The sequence below is a fragment of the Enterobacillus tribolii genome (assembly GCF_003363015.1).
In the GTDB taxonomy this organism is placed as follows: Bacteria; Pseudomonadota; Gammaproteobacteria; order Enterobacterales; family Enterobacteriaceae; genus Enterobacillus; species Enterobacillus tribolii.
Map to the genome: position 1 here is coordinate 122197 of NZ_QRAP01000005.1, position 24859 is coordinate 147055.

The 24859-nt window shown below is 59.4% G+C and carries 21 protein-coding genes and 1 riboswitch; of the genes, 13 read left to right on the forward strand and 8 right to left on the reverse strand.

Going from position 1 to position 24859, the window contains the following annotated elements:
• Nucleotides 1–24: 24 nt before the first annotated feature.
• From gluQRS to panD, 6 genes are all read left to right on the forward strand, one after another.
• On the forward strand, nucleotides 25–939 hold the full coding sequence (gene gluQRS, locus C8D90_RS11825) for a tRNA glutamyl-Q(34) synthetase GluQRS (RefSeq protein WP_115458656.1): 915 nt from the start codon (nucleotides 25–27) through the stop codon (nucleotides 937–939).
• Nucleotides 940–997: 58 nt separating this feature from the next.
• A complete protein-coding gene (pcnB, locus tag C8D90_RS11830) occupies nucleotides 998–2407 on the forward strand; it encodes a polynucleotide adenylyltransferase PcnB (RefSeq protein ID WP_221810489.1) in 1410 nt (469 codons plus the stop codon).
• A complete protein-coding gene (folK, locus tag C8D90_RS11835; RefSeq protein WP_115458658.1) occupies nucleotides 2404–2883 on the forward strand; it encodes a 2-amino-4-hydroxy-6-hydroxymethyldihydropteridine diphosphokinase in 480 nt (159 codons plus the stop codon). The genes pcnB and folK overlap by 4 nt, the downstream gene beginning before the upstream one ends.
• A gap of 173 nt (nucleotides 2884–3056) precedes the next feature.
• The gene (gene panB, locus C8D90_RS11840) at nucleotides 3057–3851 is read left to right on the forward strand and encodes a 3-methyl-2-oxobutanoate hydroxymethyltransferase (protein ID WP_115458659.1); all 795 of its coding nucleotides are present in this window, start codon (nucleotides 3057–3059) and stop codon (nucleotides 3849–3851) included.
• A gap of 52 nt (nucleotides 3852–3903) precedes the next feature.
• Entirely contained in the window at nucleotides 3904–4761 is an 858-nt protein-coding gene (gene panC, locus C8D90_RS11845; protein WP_115458660.1) for a pantoate--beta-alanine ligase, read from the forward strand.
• A gap of 171 nt (nucleotides 4762–4932) precedes the next feature.
• Nucleotides 4933–5313, forward strand: a complete 381-nt coding sequence (gene panD / locus C8D90_RS11850) for an aspartate 1-decarboxylase (RefSeq protein ID WP_115458661.1) — start codon at nucleotides 4933–4935, stop codon at nucleotides 5311–5313.
• Nucleotides 5314–5363: 50 nt separating this feature from the next.
• Here the strand turns inward: panD and C8D90_RS11855 are convergent, their stop codons facing one another.
• The 6 genes from C8D90_RS11855 to C8D90_RS11880 all read right to left on the reverse strand — a co-directional run bounded on the left by C8D90_RS11855 (nucleotide 5364) and on the right by C8D90_RS11880 (nucleotide 11296).
• Entirely contained in the window at nucleotides 5364–5729 is a 366-nt protein-coding gene (locus C8D90_RS11855) for a hypothetical protein (protein WP_115458662.1), read from the reverse strand.
• Nucleotides 5730–5795: 66 nt separating this feature from the next.
• Nucleotides 5796–6116, reverse strand: coding sequence for a hypothetical protein (locus C8D90_RS11860; protein ID WP_115458663.1), 321 nt, complete (start codon nucleotides 6114–6116; stop codon nucleotides 5796–5798).
• Nucleotides 6117–6374: 258 nt separating this feature from the next.
• Complete coding sequence (locus C8D90_RS11865) at nucleotides 6375–7601, reverse strand: polysaccharide deacetylase family protein (RefSeq protein ID WP_312026874.1); 1227 nt, start codon at nucleotides 7599–7601, stop codon at nucleotides 6375–6377.
• 217 nt (nucleotides 7602–7818) lie between these two features.
• Entirely contained in the window at nucleotides 7819–8256 is a 438-nt protein-coding gene (locus C8D90_RS11870; RefSeq protein ID WP_115458665.1) for a PTS sugar transporter subunit IIA, read from the reverse strand.
• A 266-nt stretch (nucleotides 8257–8522) separates the two neighbouring features.
• Nucleotides 8523–9995 carry a DASS family sodium-coupled anion symporter gene (locus tag C8D90_RS11875; RefSeq protein WP_115458666.1) on the reverse strand — a complete coding sequence of 491 codons (1473 nt, stop codon included), beginning with the start codon at nucleotides 9993–9995 and terminating at the stop codon, nucleotides 8523–8525.
• 125 nt (nucleotides 9996–10120) lie between these two features.
• Nucleotides 10121–11296 carry an MFS transporter gene (locus C8D90_RS11880; protein ID WP_115458667.1) on the reverse strand — a complete coding sequence of 392 codons (1176 nt, stop codon included), beginning with the start codon at nucleotides 11294–11296 and terminating at the stop codon, nucleotides 10121–10123.
• Between the two features lie 273 nt (nucleotides 11297–11569).
• On the opposite strand from C8D90_RS11880, the gene sgrR reads away from it, so the two are divergent.
• From sgrR to thiQ, 4 genes are all read left to right on the forward strand, one after another.
• Nucleotides 11570–13285 carry an HTH-type transcriptional regulator SgrR gene (sgrR, locus tag C8D90_RS11885; RefSeq protein WP_115458668.1) on the forward strand — a complete coding sequence of 572 codons (1716 nt, stop codon included), beginning with the start codon at nucleotides 11570–11572 and terminating at the stop codon, nucleotides 13283–13285.
• A 49-nt stretch (nucleotides 13286–13334) separates the two neighbouring features.
• A riboswitch (TPP riboswitch) is annotated at nucleotides 13335–13435 on the forward strand.
• Nucleotides 13436–13475: 40 nt separating this feature from the next.
• On the forward strand, nucleotides 13476–14471 hold the full coding sequence (gene thiB / locus C8D90_RS11890) for a thiamine ABC transporter substrate binding subunit (protein ID WP_115458669.1): 996 nt from the start codon (nucleotides 13476–13478) through the stop codon (nucleotides 14469–14471).
• Nucleotides 14447–16060, forward strand: coding sequence for a thiamine/thiamine pyrophosphate ABC transporter permease ThiP (thiP, locus tag C8D90_RS11895; protein WP_115458670.1), 1614 nt, complete (start codon nucleotides 14447–14449; stop codon nucleotides 16058–16060). Before thiB ends, thiP begins: the two co-directional genes overlap by 25 nt.
• A complete protein-coding gene (thiQ, locus tag C8D90_RS11900; protein WP_115458671.1) occupies nucleotides 16057–16752 on the forward strand; it encodes a thiamine ABC transporter ATP-binding protein ThiQ in 696 nt (231 codons plus the stop codon). The genes thiP and thiQ overlap by 4 nt, the downstream gene beginning before the upstream one ends.
• On the opposite strand, the gene C8D90_RS11905 is transcribed toward thiQ, so the two are convergent.
• Entirely contained in the window at nucleotides 16749–17516 is a 768-nt protein-coding gene (locus C8D90_RS11905; protein WP_115458672.1) for a DedA family protein, read from the reverse strand. The two genes, thiQ and C8D90_RS11905, sit on opposite strands and share 4 nt — an antisense overlap.
• A gap of 185 nt (nucleotides 17517–17701) precedes the next feature.
• On the opposite strand from C8D90_RS11905, the gene C8D90_RS11910 reads away from it, so the two are divergent.
• The 3 genes from C8D90_RS11910 (at nucleotide 17702) to rluA (ending at nucleotide 23901) form a co-directional block, all read left to right on the forward strand.
• Nucleotides 17702–20065, forward strand: coding sequence for a DNA polymerase II (locus C8D90_RS11910; RefSeq protein WP_115458673.1), 2364 nt, complete (start codon nucleotides 17702–17704; stop codon nucleotides 20063–20065).
• A 213-nt stretch (nucleotides 20066–20278) separates the two neighbouring features.
• On the forward strand, nucleotides 20279–23185 hold the full coding sequence (gene rapA, locus C8D90_RS11915) for an RNA polymerase-associated protein RapA (RefSeq protein ID WP_115458674.1): 2907 nt from the start codon (nucleotides 20279–20281) through the stop codon (nucleotides 23183–23185).
• A gap of 62 nt (nucleotides 23186–23247) precedes the next feature.
• The gene (gene rluA / locus C8D90_RS11920) at nucleotides 23248–23901 is read left to right on the forward strand and encodes a bifunctional tRNA pseudouridine(32) synthase/23S rRNA pseudouridine(746) synthase RluA (RefSeq protein ID WP_115458909.1); all 654 of its coding nucleotides are present in this window, start codon (nucleotides 23248–23250) and stop codon (nucleotides 23899–23901) included.
• On the opposite strand, the gene C8D90_RS11925 is transcribed toward rluA, so the two are convergent.
• Nucleotides 23846–24805, reverse strand: coding sequence for a LysR family transcriptional regulator (locus C8D90_RS11925; RefSeq protein ID WP_115458675.1), 960 nt, complete (start codon nucleotides 24803–24805; stop codon nucleotides 23846–23848). The two genes, rluA and C8D90_RS11925, sit on opposite strands and share 56 nt — an antisense overlap.
• Between the last annotated feature and the right edge of the window lie 54 nt (nucleotides 24806–24859).

Genomic DNA, 24859 nt, shown 5'->3' on the forward strand with positions numbered 1-24859 from the left:
TGAATACATAACCGTACCCTGATTATGATATCGGATCGTCGCTACACCGGCCGTTTCGCCCCCTCGCCTTCCGGCGATTTACATTTCGGTTCTCTGGTCGCCGCCTTAGGCAGCTACCTGCGGGCCAGATCGCTGGGTGGACGCTGGCTGGTGCGTATTGAAGATATCGATCCGCCGCGCGAAGTTCCCGGCGCCGATGCCCGGATTTTGCGGGCGCTGGAGCATTACGGGTTATGTTGGGACGGCGGGGTGCTGTACCAGTCGTCGCGTCATGACGCTTACCGGGCGATCCTCGCCCGCCTGCATGACGCCGGGCTGGCCTATTACTGCACCTGCACGCGCAGCCGCATTCAGGCGCTGGGTGGTATTTATGACGGCCACTGCCGTTTTTTGCATCTCGGCGCCGGCAACGCCGCGCTGCGTTTGCACGTCACCCGGCCGGTATACGGCTTTCATGACGGCCTGCATGGCTGGCTGGAGTCTGACCGGCGCCTGGCGGAGGAGGATTTCATTATTCACCGCCGCGACGGCCTGTTCGCCTACAACCTGGCGGTGGTGGCGGACGATCACTTTCAGGGCGTGACGGAAATCGTACGCGGCGCGGACCTGATTGAACCAACGGTGCGCCAGATCGCGCTGTATCAGCAGTTGGGCTGGCCGGTGCCTGAGTACGTGCACCTGCCGCTGGCGCTGAATCAGGACGGCAATAAACTGTCGAAGCAAAACCACGCAACGCCGATCCCGCTGGACGATCCGCGTCCGGTGCTGGTGAATGCGCTGAATTTTCTCGGTCAGCCCTGCCCTGAAGCGTGGCAGGATCTGACGACGGAACAACTGCTGGCCCGCGCCGTGGCGCATTGGTCGATGGCGAGCGTGCCGCGTATTACGGCGGCGACGCCGGTGAATGGCGCATTGGCATTCTCAAAGCCGTCATCGTGAGCTATTATTAGCCGCTGTTTTTTCGTAACACTAATCACACACTATTCAGAGGTGTACTATTTTTACCCGAGTCGCCAATTTCTGCCGTAAAGTCCTGAGCCGGGATGCGGAAGTCGCGCTGGAGGAAGCACCGAGTCATATGACGGTGATCCCGCGCGACCAGCACAATATTTCACGTCAGCAAATCAGTGAAAATGCGCTCAAGGTGCTTTACCGCCTGAACAAGTCCGGTTTCGAGGCCTATCTGGTCGGCGGCGGCGTACGCGATCTGTTGCTGGGTAAACAGCCCAAGGATTTCGATGTCACCACCAACGCCACGCCGGAGCAGATGCGTAAACTGTTCCGCAACTGCCGTCTGGTCGGCCGCCGCTTTCGTCTGGCGCACGTGATGTTCGGCCCGGAAATTATTGAGGTCGCCACGTTTCGTGGTCATCACGACCATCATCCGGAAGAGCAAAACAAGAATCTGTCCCAGCAGGCGCAAAACGGCATGCTGCTGCGTGACAACATCTATGGTTCCATAGAAGAAGACGCCCAGCGCCGCGATTTCACCATCAACAGCCTGTATTACAGCGTCGCCGATTTTACCGTACGGGATTACACCGGCGGTTTGCAGGATCTGCGCGAAGGTCGTATCCGCCTGATCGGCGATCCGGAAACCCGCTACCGGGAAGACCCGGTGCGGATGCTGCGCGCCGTGCGTTTCGCCGCCAAGCTCGACATGACGATCTGCCCGGAAACCGCAGCGCCGATCCCGCACCTGTCGTCGCTGCTGCATGAAATCCCGCCGGCCCGTCTGTTTGAAGAATCGCTCAAGCTGTTGCAGGCCGGTTACGGCTACGCCACGTACCAGAAGCTGTGCGAATGTCAGCTGTTCCAGCCGCTGTTTCCGGTTATTGCCCGCCACTTCACGCCAAACGGCGACAGCCCGATGGAGCGCATCATCGAGCGGGTGCTGCAAAACACCGACCAGCGCCTGCAAAACGGCCAGCGCGTGAACCCGGCGTTTTTGTTCGCCGCGATGCTGTGGTATCCGCTGATCGAGCTGGCACAGAAGATCTCGCAGGAAGGCGGGCTGGCTTATCACGACGCCTTCGCTCTGGCGATGAACGACGTGCTGGACGAACAGTGCCGTACCCTGGCGATACCGAAGCGTATCACCACGCTGATCCGCGATATCTGGGCCTTGCAGATGCGTCTGTCGCGCCGTCAGGGGAAACGCGCCTATAAGCTGATGGAGCACCCCAAGTTTCGCGCCGCCTTCGATTTGCTGCTGCTGCGCGCCGAAACCGAAAAACACCCGGAACTGCAACGCCTGGCGCAATGGTGGGAGACGTTCCAGACCGCCGACGCCGCACACCAGAAAGGGATGCTGGGCTCGCTGGACGACGACGGGCCGACTTACCGCCGCCCGCGCCGTTCACGGCCGCGTAAACGCGCGCCGCGCCGTGAGGGCGCGAAAGAGTGATACGCGTTTACATCGCACTGGGCAGTAATCTGGCCGATCCGCGCCGGCAGGTGCTTTCCGCACTGCAGGCGCTGGAAACGCTGCCGGAAAGCCGCTTGGTGCGCTGTTCGTCCCTCTACCGCACTCCGCCGCTCGGCCCGCAGGATCAACCGGACTACGTCAACGCCGCCGTGGCGCTCGACACCAATCTCTCCCCCGAAACCCTGCTTGACCACACGCAGCGCATCGAACTGGCGCATGGCCGGGAACGTAAAGCTGAACGCTGGGGGCCGCGTACGTTGGATCTGGACATCATGCTGTTCGGCGATCTGACCCTTAACACTCCCCGGCTGATCGTGCCGCATTACGACATGAAAAACCGGGCGTTTATGCTGATTCCCCTGGCGGAAATCGCGCCGGATCTCGTTTTCCCCGACGGTTTGCCGCTTTCCGTTCTGGTATCCGCATTTGATGCTTCGACATTAATTAAATTCTAGACAATATTAAAATCACAGCATGTTTACCTGGTTTTCACATCGTTGCAGGAATAATCATGCCATTATCATACTTACCTGAAATCACTTCCCCGCAACCGTTTGACTTGCACTAGAATAGCCTTCACTCAGTGCCGGAACCCCTTTCCGGCGCCCCGGATCACAGGAGAACGGTGATGAAACAAACAACCATTACCCACCTGCGTCAGCTCAAGCAGGAAAAGAAACGCTTCGCTTCGATTACAGCCTATGACGCCAGCTTCGCACAGTTGTTTGAAGAACAGGGCATGCGCGTCATGCTGGTTGGTGATTCGCTGGGTATGGCGCTCCAGGGCCATGACTCCACCCTTCCGGTAACCGTGGAAGATATCGCCTATCACACCCGCGCGGTGCGCAGGGGCGCGCCCCATTGCCTGCTGCTGGCCGACCTGCCTTTCATGGCCTACGCCACGCCGGAACAGGCGTGCGAAAACGCCGCCGTGCTGATGCGCGCCGGGGCCAACATGGTGAAGCTGGAAGGCGGACGCTGGCTGGCAGAAACCGTGGAGAAGCTGACCAACCGCGCCGTGCCGGTATGCGGGCATTTGGGGCTGACGCCGCAGTCGGTGAATATCTTCGGCGGCTACAAGGTGCAGGGGCGCGACGATAACGCCGCCGACGCCATGCTGGCCGACGCCATGGCGCTGGAAACCGCCGGGGCGCAGATGCTGGTGCTGGAGTGCGTACCGACGTCGTTGGCGCAGAAAATCACCGGCGCGCTCGGTATTCCGGTCATCGGCATCGGCGCCGGCAACCTCACCGACGGCCAGGTCCTGGTGATGCACGATGCGCTGGGCATTACCGGCGGCCATACGCCGAAATTCGCCAAGAATTTCCTGGCGCAGACGGGTGATATCCGCGCGGCGATCAGGCAGTATATCGCCGAGGTGGAGTCCGGCGCTTATCCGGGCGCGGAACACTCTTTCCAATAACCTTCGCCGGGCGTGAAGGTGCACTATAACGCTGAATCAACAGGAGAATAGCGTGCTGATTATTGAAACACTGCCGCTGTTACGCCGTGAAGTCCGACGCTGGCGGCAGGAAGGCAAACGCATTGCGCTTGTTCCCACCATGGGAAATCTGCATGAAGGCCATCTGACGTTAGTGGAAGAAGCCAAAGCGCGCGCGGATATCGTGGTTGTCAGTATTTTCGTCAATCCGATGCAGTTTGATCGTGAAGACGATCTGGCGCACTACCCGCGCACGTTGCAGGAAGACTGCGAAAAACTGACCCGCCTGAATGTGGACGTCATTTTTTCGCCCAGCGCGCTGGAAATCTATCCGCAGGGCATCGGGCAGCAAACCTACGTTGACGTTCCCGCGCTCTCCAACATCCTGGAAGGCGCCAGCCGTCCGGGGCATTTCCGCGGCGTGGCGACCATCGTCAGCAAGCTGTTCAACCTGGTGCAGCCTAACGTCGCCTGTTTCGGCGAGAAAGACTTCCAGCAGCTGGCGCTGATCCGCCGGATGGTGGCGGATATGGGCCATGACATTGAGATCGTCGGCGTACCTACCGTCCGCGCCAAAGACGGCCTGGCGCTCAGTTCACGCAACGGTTACCTGACCGCTGACGAACGCCGCCTGGCCCCACGCCTGTACAACATCATGAGCGCGCTGGCCGCGCAGCTGGACAACGGCGAACGCAACATTGGCGAATTGCTGGAGCAGACCGCCAGCCGTTTGCGCGAAGCAGGTTTCCGCCCTGATGAGCTGTTCATCCGCGATGCCGACACCCTGCAGGAAGTCACCGTGGATACCAAAACTGCGGTGATCCTGTTTGCCGCCTGGCTGGGCAAAGCCCGGTTAATCGACAATATGCTGGTGCCGTTCAACGCCGGCTGACAAGACCATTTTATTACCACCCGTCAACCTTTTGGTTATCAAAAAGTAGACAGGATGGGCTAAAATCAGTGAATATACCGGTGGCCGCGCCGTGGTTTCAGCGAGTCGCCGGAACGGCTATTCCTCTTGTTTGACAGGGCTGTCGCAGTACATAAGTGAAGGTAAAACGTTATGGTACGTACTATGCTGCAAGGCAAGCTGCACCGGGTGAAGGTCACTCAGGCAGACTTGCACTATGAAGGTTCCTGCGCGATTGACCAGGACTTTCTGGACGCCTCCGGTATTCTGGAATACGAGGCCATTGATATTTATAACGTTGACAACGGTCAGCGTTTCTCCACCTATGCCATTGCCGCCGAACGCGGTTCGCGCATCATCTCCGTCAACGGCGCCGCAGCCCGCTGTGCCTGCGTCGGCGATAAACTGATTATCTGTTCCTACGTGCAGATGTCAGACGAACAGGCCCGCATCCATCAACCCAAAGTGGCCTACTTCGATGGCGCCAACGAAATGAAACGCGTTGCCAAAGCCATTCCTGTGCAGGTTGCCTGACGACACTATCATTTCCGGCCCCTCTCCCGGGGCCGGAAATCCGCTAAACGTCACCGGCAGCGCGCTACGCTGTAGACTTGCGAACCTCTCCCCTCGTGACATTTATGGGTATCAACCCGTTTAATCACTTTCCAGGCGCCGCTGTCAGCAGTATTCAGGGTAAATATCGATTTCGTTGCCGCCAGCGAATCATCTTGGATCCCTGTTTGCTCAATTTCAACCACGGCCTCAGACCCGTTATCCAGGTAATGGATGTTTTGCTTAATGGAGACATCGCTGGGTTCCAACTGAAAACTATCGCCCATAGCCTGAATCGCAATCAGCACAGGGGGAAGCGGGGCTGATGGCTCATTGGGTTGCGCGGCACATCCCCAGGCGGTCAGCATAATGAATAAAGCACCAAGGGTATTTTTCATCTTAGTTGATACTCCTGTATTCAAAATATATAACTACAATATATAACCACAATAAATGGTCGCTGATTAATCTAAAGGAATGAACAGAGAATACAATGGATTATCATTCTCCAGCAGACATACTATTTTCCCCAGAATTTCTTGTGAGCTATGTGCGTTAATCACTATTTCTGTTGCGATATGCTGCTTGCCAATATTTTTGTCATACTTATACTCCTGCACATCATCATTATTTATGACAATCTGATTCAATAAATTCATGACTTCAATATTACCCTTCATTTCACCCTTCGCGTAGGTGAGGCACTTCTGCGCGTTTGTTGCAGCCATCGCGTTCACACTAAGCAGTCCCATTGATGCTATCAATAATGTATGGATTAGTCGCATATCTATTACCTCTTCATCGTGGTTACAGAATAGAATTTACGTGTAACTTAACAGAAAAAATAAACCCAAACTTAAATCATTATTTAATAAAAAAAACAAAGCAGACGAATCCCATAATATTTCTTTCATTACAGAGAGGAGTAAGCACAGTGCCGATTAAGCAGCCCTGCGCTAAAAGAAATTATTCCCGCGATAGAATTAATTTTCAGCAAGGCCTTGTTACCTTGCCCAACGTTTTCTTTTGGCAGGGTTGCTTATTTACTGCCTCTGCGCAACGCCGCTCTCCGGCGACGCCTTCACCGCCGCAATGGGCTTGTTGGCAATCAGCGCCGCCATGCTCTGAATGGAATCCGTGCGCAACACGTACAGCCGTTTAAGCGCAAAAGGGTTATCCCCGATTTTCACTTTCCCGCGCACGGTAACGACCGCCAGATGAAACCCGGCGTCACGCGCCGCGTCCATAGCTTTCTGGTCATAGCCGCCGAACGGATAAGCCAGATACTGTACGTGCGGGTTGAACTGGGTCAGCGCCCGGCGAGAACGCTCAAAATCGTACAGAATGTTGTGATAGGAACGGCTGAACAGAATCGGCTGCTTGTCCGGCCCGATACGATGCAGGAAATGGGTATGCGACTGAATGTCGAAGACGTCCTGTATCTCACGCAGTTCGGAAATGCTCATGAACTGCAATCCGTTGGGGTTCCACGCCTGGGGATGGCGCTTGATGCGCGAGGAAATCACAAACGCCGTGGCGCGCATACCGTATTGCTTCAGTACCGGATAGGCATAGCGATACACCGACTTAAGGCCATCATCAAAGGTGATCGCCACAACCCTGGCCGGCAGGTTGAGCGAACCGTTGAGATAGCCTTCCAACTGATACATGGAAAGCGTTTCATAACCTGCCTGATGCAGGTAGGTCATCTGGTTGCTGAACGCCACGTCAGACGTAGTCGTAGACGTATTGCGGAAACGGCGGTTTTCTTCGTTGCGCAGAATATGGTGATACGTCAGTACCGCGATGCCGTTATCCGGCTCCGCATCCAGTTCGCTGACGAACCCCAGCCGATCGCCGATATTGATTTCATACCAGGTCTGGTTAAGGCGATCTTTCAGCTTATCCACCACCGGGTAGCGCAGGTTTTCTTCCAGCATGGCGATAGGCGCGCTTTTGGCGTCTGCGGCGGCGTAAACCGGCGCAGGCCGGACGGTAATGAGGTTCTGGTAGGTTTTTTTGTTCAGGTCGCCCAATGAATCTTTTGGCGGCTTCAGCGCGGCGCTGGCGCGCAGGTCATCGCGATCGATAAACCCCGTGCCGTTGCCGAAGCGAAATTCATAATATTCCGCGTCAACCGGCAAAATATTCACGCTTTCGCCTTTACGGATACTGCCCACGGGGATCACCCGCTCTCCTACCCGGGAATAGATTTCGCTGTCGCGCACGACTTCCATATATTGGCGCTGCGGACCGTCCTCCGGCAGCATGTCTGCCTGCGCCGCTAACGGCGCAAATACACAGGCAAGCGCCAGCAACGCCTGCACTGCCGTGGTATGAATGTTTCGCATGGTGATCGTTTTCTGCCGGAGTTTGTCACATCATCGTGAAAATGCGTAACCAAGGGAGCAGAATAACACGGGAGAGGCGATGCACGCAGAGCGAAACACAAATTTATCGCCCGTTAACCCCCGCTTCAGAATGCGGTCAGGCGGTTTCGTTACCCCAGTCAATGCCCGGCTGTTTCTGCTGCTCATGCCACAGGCTGGAAACGCTGTCCTGAGTATAAGCCAGCGCGGTATCCCGAAACGTAGCCGCGCTCAGCGTCGCGCGCAGGGGAAGCAACTTGGCGAGCGCCTCAAGGCTGACGCCGCTCACCACCTCGCACTGCGGGTGCTTGTGACACATCAGCGCCGCAGTACGAAACGGCGGCGCGCCGAGCACGTCGGCAATAAACACCACGCCTTCGCCGCTGTCGGCATTGTGCAGCGCATCGCACATCATGCGGCTGAGCATATTGGTGCTCAGCCCCTCATCGTATTCCACCACCACGCACTGCTCCGGCTTGCGCCCGGATAAGTGCGCCAAAGCCTTCAGTGTCCCGCTGGCGAAACCGCCGTGGCCGGTGAGTACGATTCCCAGCATAACTTATTGCTCCCGTCCGGCCTGGCCGGAACCATAAAAAGAAGTCATCAATTCATAAGGTTTAACAAGAAAATACACCCGGAACGGTAAACTATCGCGGATCGCTGCGCAGGAGTGTGATGTCAGGCAGAAATGCTGTTTTTTGCGGCAAAGTCGTTATGGACGGGAAGTATATACGCAGGGAGGCACAGTATCTGACGGTATACACGTTATCAATGTTTACGCCCGCTGAGCGGGCGTAAAATTTCACAGCCTGTCGGCCCCGATCACCAGTAGCCCAGCCACTTCCACCACATGCTCCCCACCACGATCCAGATCGTCAGGTTCACAATGCTGAGAATAAATCCGGTTTTCCACCATTCGGCCAGCGTGACATAGCCGGAACCGAAGATGATCGGCGCCGTGCCGGTTGCGTAATGCGTCAGCGACATCATCAGCGACGAGGAAAACGCCAGTACCAAGCCCAGCAAGGCCGGCGGCGCGCCCAACGCCAGCCCGGCGGCAAAGAAGGCGGCAAACATGGCGGTGATGTGCGCCGTGGTGCTGGCGAAAAAGTAGTGCGAATACACATACACCGCCGTCAGCAGCACCATGCCGCCGACCCAGCCGATGCCCATGTGGTCAATCGCGCCGCCCACCGTTTTCGACAGCCAGCCAATCAGCCCCAGCTTACCCAGAAACGTCGCCATCATCACCAGCGCGGCGAACCAGACCACCGTATCCCAGGCGCCTTTGTGTTTAAGCAGGTCGTCCCAGCTCAGCACGCCGGTCAGCAGCAAAATCGACAGACCGACAAACGCCGCCGTGGTGGCGTTCACCGCCCAGGCCTCGCCCAGCAGAAACTCCGGTACGCCCGCCCAGAGCAACAGCAGCAGCGCAAAAACGCCGAGCGTGATTTTTTCGGCAAACGAAATCGGCCCCAGCTCATGCAGTTTCGCCTTGGCGAAACGCGGCGCGTCCGGCGTGCTTTTAATCTCCGGCGGGTAGAGCCAGTAGACGATCAACGGCACCACGATCAGTGAAATAATCGCCGGCACCAGCGCCGCCAGCGCCCACATCCCCCAGCTCAGCGTGAACGCACCGTCAGTACCTTTCGCTAACTGGCTGACAATCAGCGGGTTCGGCGCCGTCGCGGTAATGAACATCGCCGACGTAATCGGGTTGATATTGAAGTTGACCAGCGACAGATAGCGGCCGATTTTCTCCGTTGATCCCGGCTCCGGCTTAGAGCCGAAGCTGTCGGCGATGGAGCGCATAATGGGGTGGATGATACCGCCGCCGCGCGCGGTGTTGCTCGGCGTGACCGGCGCCAGCGTGGTTTCCGCCAGCGCCAGCGCATAGGCGATGCCCAGCGTACGCTTGCCGAACAGCGAAATAAAATAGTAACCGATGCGTGCGCCCAGGCCGGTTTTATTCAGGCTCAGCGACACCATGATGGAGATCCCGATCAACCAGATGAGCTGATTGGAAAAACCGCTCAGCGCATCATTCAGCGCCGCGCCGGGTTTACCGGGGTTGGTAACCTGCGTCAGCGCCACCAGGGCGATAGCGACGATGGAAACCGCGCCGATAGGCATCGCCTTGCCGATAATGGCGACAATGGTGCCGACAAACAGCGCCAGCAGATGCCAGGCATCCGGGGTGACGCCTTCCGGCACGGGGATAATAAACCAGATAATCAGAGTGATAAGAACGGCAATTAAAGAAGGGACAGGTTTCAGAGGCGTTAGTTTATCCATAATGGAGCACATCCTGAAAAATCATATGACAAATGTAAAACAAATGTTTCTGTTATGCCATATGCCAAACCCCGGCAGTTATCAAAAAATCACCCGATTCAGCCGTCTCCGGGTAAAGCGGATGATTACGCTTCGCGTACCCGGCCACACAGCCACCAGGCAACGATAGCAAGCAGGAACGCCAGCCAGTACACGGCCTCGTGCCCCAGCGTCTCAGCCAGTAATCCCTGCAGGATACCCGCCAGAATAATGCCCGTGGAAATACTGTTAGTGAATAATGTGGTCGCGCCGCCCGGCTGCCCCGGCATCAGCTCCTGAAAATAGAGCATGCCGATGCCGGCGATGATACCGATGAAAATCGCGTTGAACAGTTGCAGCACCAGCAGCGCCAGTTGGAATTTGAACAGAACCAGCCCGCCATAAAACAGAATGCCCGCTCCTACCGCAAATAGCATCATCGGCCGTTTACCGAAGCGTTTGGCGTAATGGCCCGCCAAAATCATGGCCGGAATTTCCAGCCCGGCGGCCGTTCCCATCAGCAGGCCGGCAAGCCGCTCCGGCAACCCGAGTACGCTGGTGATATACAGCGGCATATCAATGATGTACATGGTGTTGCAGGTCCACATCAGCATCGAGGCGACGAATAAAATCTTTACGTCGCGATCGCCGAAGGCGCGCGCGGCTTGCACCGGGTTGACGCTCTCCGCGTTGCGCGGCATGGAAGGCAGCAGCGTCGCCACCAGCACCACGGCGCTCACAAATACCGTCGCAGCAATCAGGTACATCACGGTAAAACCGTAGTTCAGCGCCAGCGTAAACGACAACGGCGGGCCAATCACCCAGGCCAGGGAAAGCTGGGCGCGCATCACCGCGCTGAACATCACCACTTCCCGGGCCGAACGGTCGGCATACTCCCGCGCCAGGGCGAAAATCTGCGGAATGCCGGTGTTAGCCAGCGCCGCCAGGAAAACGCCGGCGCTGATCAGCACGGCATAGCTGCGCACCCAGGCAAACAGCAGGCTGTTCGCCACCGCCATGGTGCAACACAAAATGATCAGCTTGCGCCGGTCCCCCTGCCGATCCGAACGTTTCGCCAGCAGAAAACTGACTACGATCCCCACCACCGCGTTCACGGTGAAGAACAGCCCGACCCACAGCGGCCGCACCTTTACTTCCGTCGTCAGAAACAGGCTCAGCGTCGGCGTCTGGAGCGCCCCGGCAATGCCATACAGAAACGCGACCAGTAAAAAGGCAGCATAGGCGGGGTTAAACCGGCGGCGGGCAGACGGCAAAGATTTCATCCTGATATCCCGGCAGAAGAAAAATAGGCACACGAACAGTCTAGGTACTGTTGCCGCGCCCGTCCAATTCGATCGCCGCTGTCATCAACGACGACGCAACAAAAAAACCAGCAGGCTCGCCTGCTGGTCGGTGAAAAGCACCTTACTCAGAAACACTCTTTGACTACGGAGAAGCTGCATGAAGACATGCTCTTTCTCTTTCATCTGCCACGATTATCGGCCTAATATAGGGAAAGAAACATTGCCGGAATGTTTATCAGGAGTTCCTCTTTTATGCCGACCCCGCGTTTACAGCACCAATTCATCCGCCTGTGGCAAAGCTGCGGCGGACGCCCGGCGGACACCACGCTGTCTCAGCTGGCGGAAGTCCTGAGCTGCTCCCGCCGCCACGTGCGTACCCTGCTGAACGCCATGCAGCACGAAGGCTGGCTGAAGTGGGAAGCGGAATCCGGCCGCGGGAAGCGTTCCCGCCTGACGTTTCTCTCTACCGGGCTGGAAGTCCAACAGTTGCGCGCCGAAGAGCTGATGGAGCAGGATCATATTGAGCAACTGGTGCAGTTGGTCGGCGATCGCGGCGCCGTGCGCCAGATGCTGCTTTCCCAGCTCGGGCGCAGCTTCCGCCAGGGAAAACATATTCTGCGCGTGCTCTATTACCGGCCGCTGTTCAACCTGCTGCCCGGTACGCCGATGCGCCGTTCGGAAACGCACCTGGCCCGGCAAATCTTCAACGGCTTAACCCGGCTAAATGAGGAAAACGGGGAACTGGAGTCCGATCTGGCGCATCACTGGCAGGAAATCACGCCGCTGCACTGGCGCTTTTACCTGCGCCCGGCAATTCGTTTCCATCATGGCCGCGAACTGGATATGGAAGACGTTATCGCTTCCCTGACGCGTCTGCGCGAGCAGCCGCTGTTTTCTCACATAAAGACAGTCACATCCCCCAATTCGCACGTGATCGACATCCACCTGCTCAGCGCCGATCGCTGGCTGCCCTGGTTGCTCGGCAGTATTCACGCCATGATCCTGCCGCGCGAATGGCAAAACCTGCCTGACTTTGCCCGCCATCCGATCGGCACCGGGCCGTATCAGGTGGTACGCAACGGGCACAGCCAACTGAAAATTTGCGCGTTCGACGACTATTTCGGCCTGCGGGCGCTGATCGACGAAGTGAATATCTGGGTGTTGCCCGAGTTGTCGGAAGAGTTGGTCCACGCCGGCGTGCAGTTGCAGGCGGACGATACCCGCAAAGACGAGCTGGAAAGCCGGCTGGAGGAGGGATGCTATTTTTTGCTGTTCGACCAGCGCTCTTCTCCCGGCCGCGACCCGGCGGTGCGTAACTGGCTGTGCCAGCTAATCAGCCCCATCGCCCTGCTCAACAAAGCCGGGAAAATCCACCAGCGTTACTGGTCGCCGGCCTACGGCGTCTTGCCGCGCTGGCACCATAACCGGGTCGTCAGCGATCACCCCAAGCCGGCCGGCCTGGACAGCGTAACCCTGACCTATTACAGCGAACACTCCGAATTCCACGCCATCTGTGCTGCCCTGCGGCCGTTGCTGGCCGAGTACGGCGTCAGGCTGGTCGAGCAGGAGATTGAGTACGATCGCTGGCATAACGGCGACTGCGCCAGCGATCTGTGGCTCGGCAGCGCCAATTTTTACCTGCCGCTTGAGTTTTCGCTGTTCGCCTCCCTGTATGAACTGCCGCTGCTGCACCATTGCCTCGGCGACGAGCTGACGCGCGCCGTAACGTCCTGGCGCGCCAACACACTGTCGCTGGCGGAGTGGAACCTGAAGCTGGTGGTGGAACACCGGCTTCACCCGCTGTTCCACCACTGGCTCAAGTTGCTCGGGCAGCACAGCATGCGCGGCGTGAGAATGAATACACTGGGCTGGTTTGACTTCAAATCGGCCTGGTTCGCGCCGCCGGAGTCCTCCGCGCAGGAAACGCTGATACAAACAACCTATTCCGGCTGCGCGCCGGTGAAGTAGACGCGCGTTTTCTCTTTCCTCGGCTGCCGCCTCTCTCTACAATAGCGCCCTGTTCTCAACGGGGTGCGAAGCCGTCGGTTTTCGCTGAGAGGATACCCGTCGAACCTGAACCGGTTAATACCGGCGGAGGGATTTGAGAGCGTTCCACGCTTGCTCAAAGACCTTTGCCGCCCCTGATGAGGAGCGCAATGTGTTGAAACGATTGATCCCCGCCCTGCTGCTGACCGCCGCCCCGCTGTGGAGCCATGCCGCGGAACGCCCGACGCTGACGGTGTATACCTACGATTCCTTCGCCGCCGACTGGGGCCCCGGCCCGAAAATCAAAGCCGCTTTCGAAAAAGAGTGCGGCTGCACCCTGAAGCTGATCGCGCTGGAGGACGGCGTTTCCATTCTCAACCGCCTGCGTATGGAGGGAAAAAACAGCCCGGCCGACGTGGTGCTGGGCCTGGACAATAACCTGGCGGCAGCGGCGGAGAAAACCGGCCTGTTCAGCCCTTCCGGCACGGACACCCAGGCGGTCGCCCTTCCCGGCGGCTGGCACGATAAAACCTTCGTTCCCTATGACTACGGCTATTTCGCCTTCGTCTACAACAAAGACACCCTGAAAACGCCGCCGGCCAGCCTGAAAGAACTGGTGGAAAGCCCGCAGCCGTGGAAAATCATTTATGAAGATCCGCGCACCAGTACGCCGGGGCAGGGGCTGCTGCTGTGGATGCAGAAGGTATTCGGCGATGAAACGCCCCAGGCCTGGCAAAAACTGGCGCAGAAAACCGTCACCGTGACCAAGGGATGGAGCGAAGCCTACGGCCTGTTCCTCAAAGGGGAAGCCGACATGGTGCTCAGCTATACCACCTCGCCGGCCTACCATCTGATTGAAGAGAAAAAGAATAACTACGCCGCCGCCAATTTCAGCGAAGGTCATTACCTCCAGGTCGAAATTGCCGGGAAACTGGCGGCCGGGAAGCACCCCGAACTGGCGCAGAAATTCCTGCGCTTTATCCTGACGCCCGCATTCCAGGACGCCATGCCGACGGGTAACTGGATGTATCCGGTCATCAACACCCCGCTGCCCGCCGGTTTTGAACAAATGACGGTGCCGGCCAAAGCACTCGAGTTCACCCCGCAACAGGTGGCGCAGCAGCGCGCCGGTTGGATTCAGGCATGGCAAACCGCCGTCAGCCGCTGATTCCGGGCTGGCTGTGGCCGGGGCTGTGCGCGGCCGCGCTGATGCTTGCCGTCGCCGCCCTGGCGTTCGGCGCAATCTGGAGCCACGCCCCGCGCCCGTCATGGGCGTCGTTGTGGCAGGACGATTACCTGTGGCATGTGGTGCGCTTTACCTTCTGGCAGGCATTTCTTTCCGCGCTGCTGTCGGTGTTGCCCGCAATCCTGATCGCCCGTGCGCTGTTCCGCCGCCGTTTTCCCGGACGTGCCCTGCTGTTGCGCTTGTGCGCCATGACGCTGGTGCTGCCGGTACTGGTGGCGGTGTTCGGCATTCTTTCGGTTTACGGGCGTAACGGCTGGCTGGCACAGCTCGCGCAGGCCGCCGGCGTCGGTTATGCCTTCAGCCCCTACGGCTTGCAGGGCATTCTGCTGGCCCACGTGTTTTTCAACCTGCCGCTGGCCGTGCGCCTTCTGTTGCAGGCGCTGGAAAGCATTCCGACCGAACAACGTCAGTTAGCCGCGCAGTTGGGAATGAGCGCCGCGCAGCAATTCCGCATCGTGGAGTGGCCTTACCTGCGCCGCCAGCTTCCCCCGGTCGCCGCGCTGATCTTCATGCTGTGTTTCGCCAGCTTCGCCACCGTGCTGTCGCTGGGCGGCGGGCCGCAGGCCACCACCATTGAGCTGGCGATTTATCAGGCGCTGAGTTACGACTACGACCTCAGCCGGGCGGCGCTGCTGGCCCTGCTGCAACTGTTTTGCTGCCTCGGGCTGGTGCTGCTGAGCCAGCGGCTCGGCGGCGCGCTGTCGGTGGGCTATACCCGCGCTTTTGCCTGGCGTAATCCGCAGGACAGCCGGTTCGCACGCTGCGCCGATGCCCTGCTGATTTTTCTGCTGCTGTCGCTCATTATGCCGCCCCTGCTGGCGGTGATCGCCGACGGCATCAACCAGGCCGCCGGTTCGGCCCTGATGCAGCCGGTGTTATGGCAGGCCATGTGGACCTCCGTGCGCATCGCGCTCGGCGCCGGCCTGCTGGCGGTCGTTCTGACCATGATGTTGCTGTGGAGCAGCCGCGAGCTGGATCTGCGCCAGCGCCGCTGGCTGAGCCAGGGAATGACGCTCAGCGGCATGCTGATTCTGGCGATGCCCGGCATCGTGCTCGCCACCGGCTTTTTCCTGCTGCTCAACGACACCACCGGCCTGCCGCAATCCGCCTATGGTCTGGTCACGCTGACCAACGCCCTGATGGCGATTCCCTACGCCCTGAAGGTGCTGGAAAACCCGATGCGCGATCTGGCCGAACGTTATAACCCGCTGTGCCTGTCGCTGAATATCCGCGCCGTTAACCGCCTGCGCTGGATCGAACTGCGCGCGCTCAAACGACCGCTGGCGCAGGCGCTGGCCTTCGCCTGCGTACTGTCCGTCGGCGATTTCGGCGTGGTAGCGCTGTTCGGCAACGAGCAGTTCCGTACGCTGCCGTTCTATCTTTATCAGCAACTGGGGGCTTATCGCAGCCATGACGGCGCGGTTACCGCCCTGTTGCTGCTGTTGCTGTGCTTTATTCTATTTACCGCGCTTGAGCGCCTGCCCGGCCGCGATAAGGAAGGATCGTCATGATCGAACTGGATAACCTGACCTACGTCTACGACCATCAGCCGATGAACTTCAGCCTGCGCGCCGCGGCAGGGGAACGTATCGCCGTACTCGGCCCCAGCGGAGCGGGAAAGAGCACGCTGATGAGCCTGATCGCCGGTTTTCTGCCCCCCGACGACGGGCGGATCGTGCTCGACGGCCGGGATCACACCCGTACCGCGCCGGCGCAGCGTCCGGTGTCCATGCTGTTTCAGGAAAATAACCTGTTCGCTCACCTGACCATCGCCCAGAACATGGGTCTGGGGCTTGATCCCGGACTGCGCCTGAATCGTGAGCAAAAGGAAAAGCTGGCACAGATCGCCAGACAGGTCGGCATTGAAGATTGCCTGACGCGCCTGCCGGCCCGTCTTTCCGGCGGGCAGCGTCAGCGGGCGGCGCTGGCGCGCTGCCTGGTGCGTCATCAGCCGATTTTATTACTGGATGAGCCGTTCTCCGCCCTCGACCCGGCCTTACGCGGCGAGATGCTGCAGTTGCTGGAACGGGTTTGCGGGGAACAGAACCTGACGCTGCTGATGGTTTCCCACAATCTGGACGATGCCGCCCGCATCGCTCAGCGCGTGCTGCTGGTTTCCGACGGGCGTTTTACCTACGACGGCGACACGGCGGCCCTGCTGCGCGGAGAAGACGCCGCCGCCTCCGCGCTGCTGGGGCGTTAGACGCTCACCACGCGCCACAGCAGCCGCAGGTATATCGCCATCAGCGGCTGCGCATACAGCCAGACCAGCACGGCCAACGCGCCGATCCAAAGCCCAACGGCTCCGACGCGCAGGCGCAGCGGCGTCAGCCAGCGCGCCAAACGGTCGGGCGATCGTTTTCCTTCCCGCCACCAGCGCCAGCACAGCCAGCAGGCGCACCACAGCAGCAAGGCGGCCAGCAACAGCCCCCACTTAAACAGCGCGCTGCCGCTGCCGGACGGAATGTCGATCGCCACGCCGGCCAGAATGCCGGGGAAGAAATAGAGCGGCGGCCAGCACAGGCATCCGATGATGTTGGGCGGCAGAAACTTACGCGGCGGCAGGTCCAGCATGCCCGCCACCATCGGCACCAGCGGCCGGGTCGGGCCGATAAAACGCCCGATCAGGATCGTCGCCATGCTGTGGCGATGCAGGGCATGCTCCGTTTTATCCAGCAACGCGCGGTTTCTTTGCAGGAAGGACCAACGATGCAACGGCGCCTTAAACGCTCGGCCGATAAAATAGGAAATCCAGTCGCCCAGAAGGCAACCGATAATCCCCGCCACCCAGGCGGAGTAAAAATCCATCTGGCCGCCGCCGATAAAGGCACCCAGCGTCGCCATCATCACCGTGCCGGGCAAAATCAGCCCGACCAATGCCAGCGATTCCAGAAACGCCACCAGCGCTACCGCGATCAGCGCGTACGCCGCAGATTGCGTAATCAGATGCTCAAGCCAGGCTTCCATCGCTATATACCCGTAAAAATCAGAGACCGGCGATTTTCCGGACTAAAACCACCAGAGTCAATGCCCCGCGCCTGTTGCGCGCAAAACCACAAATCCGCCAAACCGCATAGACACCTTCTGTATAAATATACATACTAGACGTTATCTCCCGATTCCGGTAACCCATCATCCCGGTACGTCCGACATTGACGACACCAACTCAGGGCTTTGTCCTCACCCGCCACTGGCGCGACACGCCGTCAGGCGTCGAAATCGACCTCTGGCTGGCAACCGACGACGGGCCGCAAAAACTCAGCCTCCCGCCTCAGCAGGCCATCGCTTTTCTGCCCGCGGAGCAGCGGGACACGGCGGAAAAACTGTTGCGCGCCGAGCGACAGGTTCAGTTGCGCCCGCTGGATATGAAAGACTTCCACCATCGTCCGGTGCTGGGGCTTTACTGCCGCCAGTACCGGCAATTGCAGAACATTGAGAAAACGTTCCGCGAACACGGCCTGACGCTGTATGAGGCGGATATCCGCCCGCATGAGCGCTACCTGATGGAGCGTTTTATCTCCGCCCCGGTCTGGTTCACCGGCGAAAAAGACGCGCAGGGCGTCTGGCGCCGCGCCCAGCTTAAGCCCAATGAGCATTACCGCCCCGCACTGAAGCTGGTGTCCCTGGATATCGAAACCACTATGCACGGCGAGCTTTACTCCATCGGCCTGGAAGGGTGCGGTCAGCGCCAGGTCTTTATGCTGGGCCCGCCCAACGGCGATGACAGTTGGCTCGACTTCCCGCTCACGTACGTCAACAGCCGCCCGCAGTTGCTGGAGTGCCTGAATCAATGGATGGCCCGCTACGATCCCGACGTGATCATCGGCTGGAATCTGGTGCAGTTTGACCTGCGCGTGCTGCAGAAACACGCCGAGCGTTACGGCGTTCCGCTGCGCCTGGGGCGCGGGGGCGGCGAGCTGGAATGGCGGGAGCACGGCTTTAAGCAGGGGCACTTTTTCGCCGCTGCCGCAGGCAGGCTGATCGTTGACGGCATTGAGGCGCTGAAGTCCGCCTTCTGGAATTTCCCCTCTTTCAGCCTGGAGTATGTCGCCCAAACGTTGCTCGGCGAAGGCAAAGCCATCGACGATCCGTACAGCCGCATGTCGGAAATCGACCGGCGCTTCCGGGAAGATAAACCGGCGCTGGCCCACTACAACCTGAAAGACTGCGAGCTGGTCACGCGCATTTTCGAGCACACCCACCTGATTTCGTTTCTGCTGGAACGCGCCACCGTCACCGGGCTGGCCGCCGATCGCAGCGGCGGCTCGGTCGCGGCATTTACCCATCTTTATCTGCCGCGTATGCACCGTGCCGGATTTGTCGCGCCGAACCTGGGCGAGTTGCCCGGCGAAGCCAGCCCCGGCGGCTTTGTGATGGACTCCAGCCCCGGCCTCTATGATTCGGTACTGGTGCTGGACTACAAAAGCCTGTACCCCTCGATTATCCGCACGTTCCTCATCGATCCGGTCGGGCTGATCGAGGGCCTGCGCCGGCCGGATGAGGAACACTCCGTTCCCGGCTTTCGCGGCGCCTGGTTCGCCCGTGAGCAGCACTGTCTGCCGGATATCGTCAGCCATATCTGGCAGGGGCGCGACGCCGCCAAGCGGGACGGCAACAAGCCGCTTTCACAGGCGCTGAAAATCATTATGAACGCGTTCTACGGCGTGCTGGGCACCAGCGCCTGCCGCTTTTTCGATCCGCGCCTGGCGTCGTCCATCACCATGCGTGGTCATGAAATTATGCGGCGCACCCGCGAACTGATTGAGTCGCAGGGCTACCCGGTTATATACGGTGACACCGACTCCACCTTCGTTTGGCTGAAACGGGCGCACAGCGAGGAAGAGGCGGAAGCCATCGGGCGTGAATTGGTCGCGCACGTCAACCGCTGGTGGCGTGATGAACTGCGTGACAACTTCCGCCTGGACTGCGCGCTGGAGCTGGAGTTTGAATGTCACTACCGCCGCTTCCTGATGCCGACCGTGCGCGGCGCCGAACAGGGCAGCAAAAAGCGCTACGCCGGGCTTATCCGCAGCGGCGACGATGAGAAAATGGTGTTCAAGGGCATGGAAACCGTGCGCTCCGACTGGACGCCGCTGGCCCAGCAGTTTCAGCAGGAACTGTACCAGCGTATCTTTCTCGGCCAGCCCTATCAGGCGTTCATCCGCGACTACGTCGCGCAGCTCAATCAGGGAAAATTCGACGATCGTCTGATTTACCGCAAGCGCCTGCGGCGCAAACTGAGCGACTACCAGCGCAACGTGCCGCCCCATGCCAGGGCGGCCAAAATCGCCGACGAGTATAACCGCAGCCTGGGGCGCCCGCTGCAATACCAGAACGGCGGCTGGATAAGCTACATCATCACGACCGCCGGGCCGGAACCGCTGGAACGCATGACCGCGCCAATAGACTATGATCATTACCTGACCCGTCAGTTGCAGCCGGTCGCCGACGCCATCCTGCCGTTCATGCACGATGACTTCACGACCTTAATCACGGGCCAGTTGGGACTGTTCTGAGCGTGTCTCCGACGCCGCGCAATAAACGGCGGCGCGGCCAAAATGGGGATGACGAATCCCCCGACATCCTTTACCATAGCGCCCTTTTCAAAGTTTAACGCGTTGTCGCCGTCCGGCGGCAATCTGGCCCCTGACGGGGCCGCCATCTCTGTCTGTTTTGATGAACAATGCCGCTCAGGCGGCTTCTGCTAACAAAAGCTGGGTCGATATCATATGCCTTTTACTTTGGGTCAACGCTGGATCAGTGATACGGAAAGCGAACTGGGACTGGGAACCGTGGTTGCGCTGGATGCGCGTATGGTGACATTGCTCTTTCCTGCGATCGGCGAAAACCGCCTTTATGCCCGTAACGACTCCCCCATCACCCGCGTGATGTTTAACCCTGGGGATACCGTCACCAGTCATGAGGGCTGGCAACTTAAAGTGGAAGAGGTCATCGAGGATAATGACCTGCTGACCTACGTCGGTGTCCGTGCCGATACCGGCGAAAGCGGCGTCGCGCTGCGCGAAGTCCTGCTCGACAGTAAGCTGACCTTCAGCAAGCCCCAGGATCGTCTGTTCGCGGGGCAAATCGACCGTATGGATCGCTTCGCCCTGCGTTTTCGCGCGCGTAAATACCAGAGCGAGCAGTTTCGCCTGCCCTGGAGCGGGCTGCGCGGCATGCGCGCCAGCCTGATCCCCCATCAGTTGCACATCGCTTATGAAGTCGGGCAGCGCCATGCGCCGCGCGTACTGCTGGCCGATGAGGTCGGACTGGGAAAAACTATCGAAGCCGGGATGATCATTCACCAGCAGTTGATGGCCGGACGCGCCGAGCGCGTGCTGATCGTCGTGCCGGAAACCCTGCAGCATCAGTGGCTGGTTGAAATGCTGCGTCGCTTCAACCTGCGCTTCGCGCTGTTCGATGATGAACGCTACGCCGAAGCCCGGTTGGACAGCGATAACCCGTTCGACACTGAACAGATGGTGATTTGCTCCCTCAGCTTCGTGCGCCGCAATAAACAGCGCCTGGAACAGATGGCGGACGCCGGCTGGGATCTGCTGGTAGTAGACGAAGCGCATCACCTTGCCTGGAGCGAAGACGCACCGAGCCGCGAATATCAGGCGATTGAACAGCTGGCGCAGCACATTCCGGGTGTATTGCTGCTGACGGCGACGCCGGAACAGCTGGGGCAGCAGAGTCATTTTGCCCGCCTGCGTCTGCTCGATCCGAACCGTTTTCACGATTACGCCGAATTTATCCGCGAACAACAGCGTTATCGCCCCGTGGCCGACGCCGTGACGCTGCTACTCAACGACGGTCGCCTCACCAATGATGAGCTGAATATGCTGAGCGACATGGTCGCCGAGCAGGACATCGAACCATTGCTCAAGGCCGCCAACGCCGGCGGCGCCGACAGCCTGGATGCCCGCAACGAGCTGGTGCGTCTGCTGATGGATCGCCATGGCACCAGCCGCGTGCTGTTCCGCAACACCCGCCAGGGCGTGAAAGGTTTTCCGCAGCGCGAGCTGCATCAGATCAAGCTGCCGCTGCCTACGCAGTACCAGACGGCGATCAAAGTCTCCGGCATTATGAGCGGCAAGAAAAGTCTGGAGGAGCGCGCTCATGACATGCTCTATCCGGAGCAGATCTATCAGGAATTCGAAGGGGAAAACGCCACCTGGTGGAACTTCGATCCGCGCGTCGAATGGTTGATCAACTTCCTCACCGCACACCGCAATGAAAAGGTGCTGGTGATCTGTGCGCAGGCGGCAACGGCGCTGAACCTGGAGCAGATCCTGCGCGAACGGGAAGCGATCCGCGCCGCCGTATTCCATGAAGGGCTGTCGATTCTGGATCGCGACCGCGCCGCTGCCTACTTCGCCTCCGAGGAAGACGGCGCGCAGGTCATGCTGTGCTCGGAAATCGGTTCGGAAGGCCGTAACTTCCAGTTTGCCAGCACGCTGGTCATGTTTGATCTGCCGTTTAACCCTGACCTGCTGGAGCAGCGCATCGGTCGTCTGGATCGTATCGGCCAGAGCCGCGACATCCAGATCATGGTGCCTTATCTGGAAAATACCGCGCAGGCCGTGCTGGTGCGCTGGTATCACGAAGGGCTGGACGCCTTCGAACACACCTGCCCCACCGGGCGCACGATTTATGACAGCGCTTACCAGACGCTGCTTCAGTATTTGGCGACCCCGGCGCAGCAGGATGGTTTTGACGACTTCATTAAGCAATGCCGCGAGCAGCATGAAGCGCTGAAAGCGCAGCTGGAGCAAGGGCGCGATCGTCTGCTGGAGATGAACTCCAACGGCGGGCAGAGCGCGCAGGAGCTGGCCGAAGCCATCGCCGATCAGGATGAGGACACCAACCTGATCAGCTTCGCGCTCAATCTGTTCGATATCGTCGGCATCAACCAGGAAGACAGCAGCGACAACCTGATCATCCTGACGCCGTCGGATCATATGCTGGTGCCGGACTTCCCCGGCCTGCCGGAAGACGGCTGCACCGTGACCTTCGATCGCGAACAGGCGCTGTCGCGCGAAGATGCGCAGTTCATCAGTTGGGAGCATCCGCTGATCCGCAACGGGCTGGACCTGATGCTGTCCGGCGACACCGGCAGTTGTGCGGTTTCCCTGTTGAAGAACAAAGCGCTGCCCGTGGGTACGCTGCTGCTGGAAGCCATTTACGTCGTGGAGGCGCAGGCGCCCAAGCACCTGCAACTGACGCGCTTCCTGCCGCCTACGCCGGTGCGTATGCTGCTGGACGCCAAAGGCGTGAACCTGGCGGCGCAGGTGGAATTCGAAAGCTTTAACCGCCAGCTCAATGCCGTAAACCGCCACACCTCCAGCAAGCTGGTAAACGCAGTGCAGCCTAACGTACACGCCATGCTGCAGGCCGGTGAAAGTCTGATCGTCGCGCAGGCAAACAACCTGATCGCCGAAGCCAAACGTGAAGCCGATGAGAAGCTCAGCGCTGAACTGACCCGGCTGGAATCGCTGAAATCGGTTAACCCCAACATTCGTGACGACGAGCTGGAAGCGCTGGAACATAACCGCCGCCAGGTGCTGGAAAATCTGGACCAGGCCGGTTGGCGCCTGGACGCCCTGCGCCTCATCGTGGTGTCACACCAATAATGGCCGCGCCGACGCGCCCGGAAAACGGCCCCGGCAACACGCCGGGGCCGGCGGCCAGACCGATGCCGCCCTACAACCCGCCGCGCGAGCCGTGGCTGCACGTGTTGTATCAGGATGAGCACATCATGGTGGTCAACAAGCCCAGCGGCCTGCTTTCCGTTCCGGGGCGGGCCGAAGAGCACAAAGACAGCACCATGACCCGCATTCAGGCGCAGTACCCGGCAGCAGAGTCGGTGCATCGTCTGGATATGGCCACCAGCGGCGTGATCGCCGTGGCGCTGACCAAAGCCGCGGAGCGCGAACTGAAACGCCAGTTCCGCGAACGGGAGCCGAAGAAAAGCTATATCGCCCGGGTGTGGGGGCACGTTGAGAAAGATGAGGGGCTGATCGATTTGCCGCTGATCTGCGACTGGCCGAACCGGCCGATGCAAAAAGTTTGCTTTGAAACCGGCAAACCGGCGCAGACTGAGTATCAGGTGCTGAGCCGCGATGCGGACGGCACCAGCCGGGTGAAACTCACGCCGATTACCGGGCGCTCACACCAGCTCAGGGTTCATATGCTGGCGCTGGGGCACCCCATTTTAGGCGACGGTTTTTACGCCCATCCCGCCGCAAGGGAGATGGCGCCGAGGTTGCTGCTGCATGCGCAGGAGCTGTGCATCACGCATCCGGCATTCGGTTCGCCGATGCATTTCCGGTGCGAGCCGGATTTCTGACGATCGCCTCCCGGGCCGCCAGCACGGGCTTGCGCCGTTCATCCCGCCTTATCGCTACGTAGACGTCGATATTGAGATGTCCGGCGGCATCGTCGGACAGCGCCCGATAGCACAATCCCTCCTGATGAAAGGTGCACACGGACTGCGGCAGGAGCGCGACACCCTTGCCTCTGGCGATGCGTGACAACATGGTGAGGGAGTCTTCGGGCTCTTTTATGCGCCTGAGCGTAACGGGAAGCGTGCTGAAGTAGCGCTCACATTTGTCATAGTAGGCCGGATTTGCGCTGCGCGGAAACCAGAACAGCGGCAATCCGGCGATATCGGTCAGCGAAACTTTTTCTTTCAGGCTTGCCGGATGCGCAACCGGCATCGCAACCCGCAGCGGCTCGCGGCACACCCAGTCAAATACGATATCATCCTGAATCTCCGCCCCCTGTTCTCCGGTCAGAACCAGGTCCAGGCTATTTTTCGACAGGCACTGAAGCAGTTGCGCCGAACTCAGGTAAGGCGTGCCGGCGTCCTCGTTGACATTCAACGTTTTCAGAGGCCCGCTGAGCGCCGGAATATGGTCAAAATCCAGCGTCCGGGTGAAGCCGATGCGCACGGTTTCCTGCTCGTTTGACAGCGCCGGTTTCAATGCGCCCAGCTCACGCAGGATATGCTCAGCCCTGACAACCAGCATCCGGCCGGCTTCCGTCAGGTGAACCTCCCGCGTGTTCCGGCTGAAAAGCGGCACGCAGAGCATCTCTTCCAGGCTCAGGATCTGCCGGGTAAGAGGGGGCTGCGTCATCCTGAGCCGGTCAGCCGCTTTTCTGAAATTCAGCTCCTGCGCAACGGCCAAAAAGCACCGTAGTTGCTTTACGGTAGGGAGATTACCGCTGATAAGATTTAAGGCTTCATTCATCTTTTTTCTCTGCTGCAACGCGCGCCGCTCCCATTTATAGCGCCGCGATGTTGC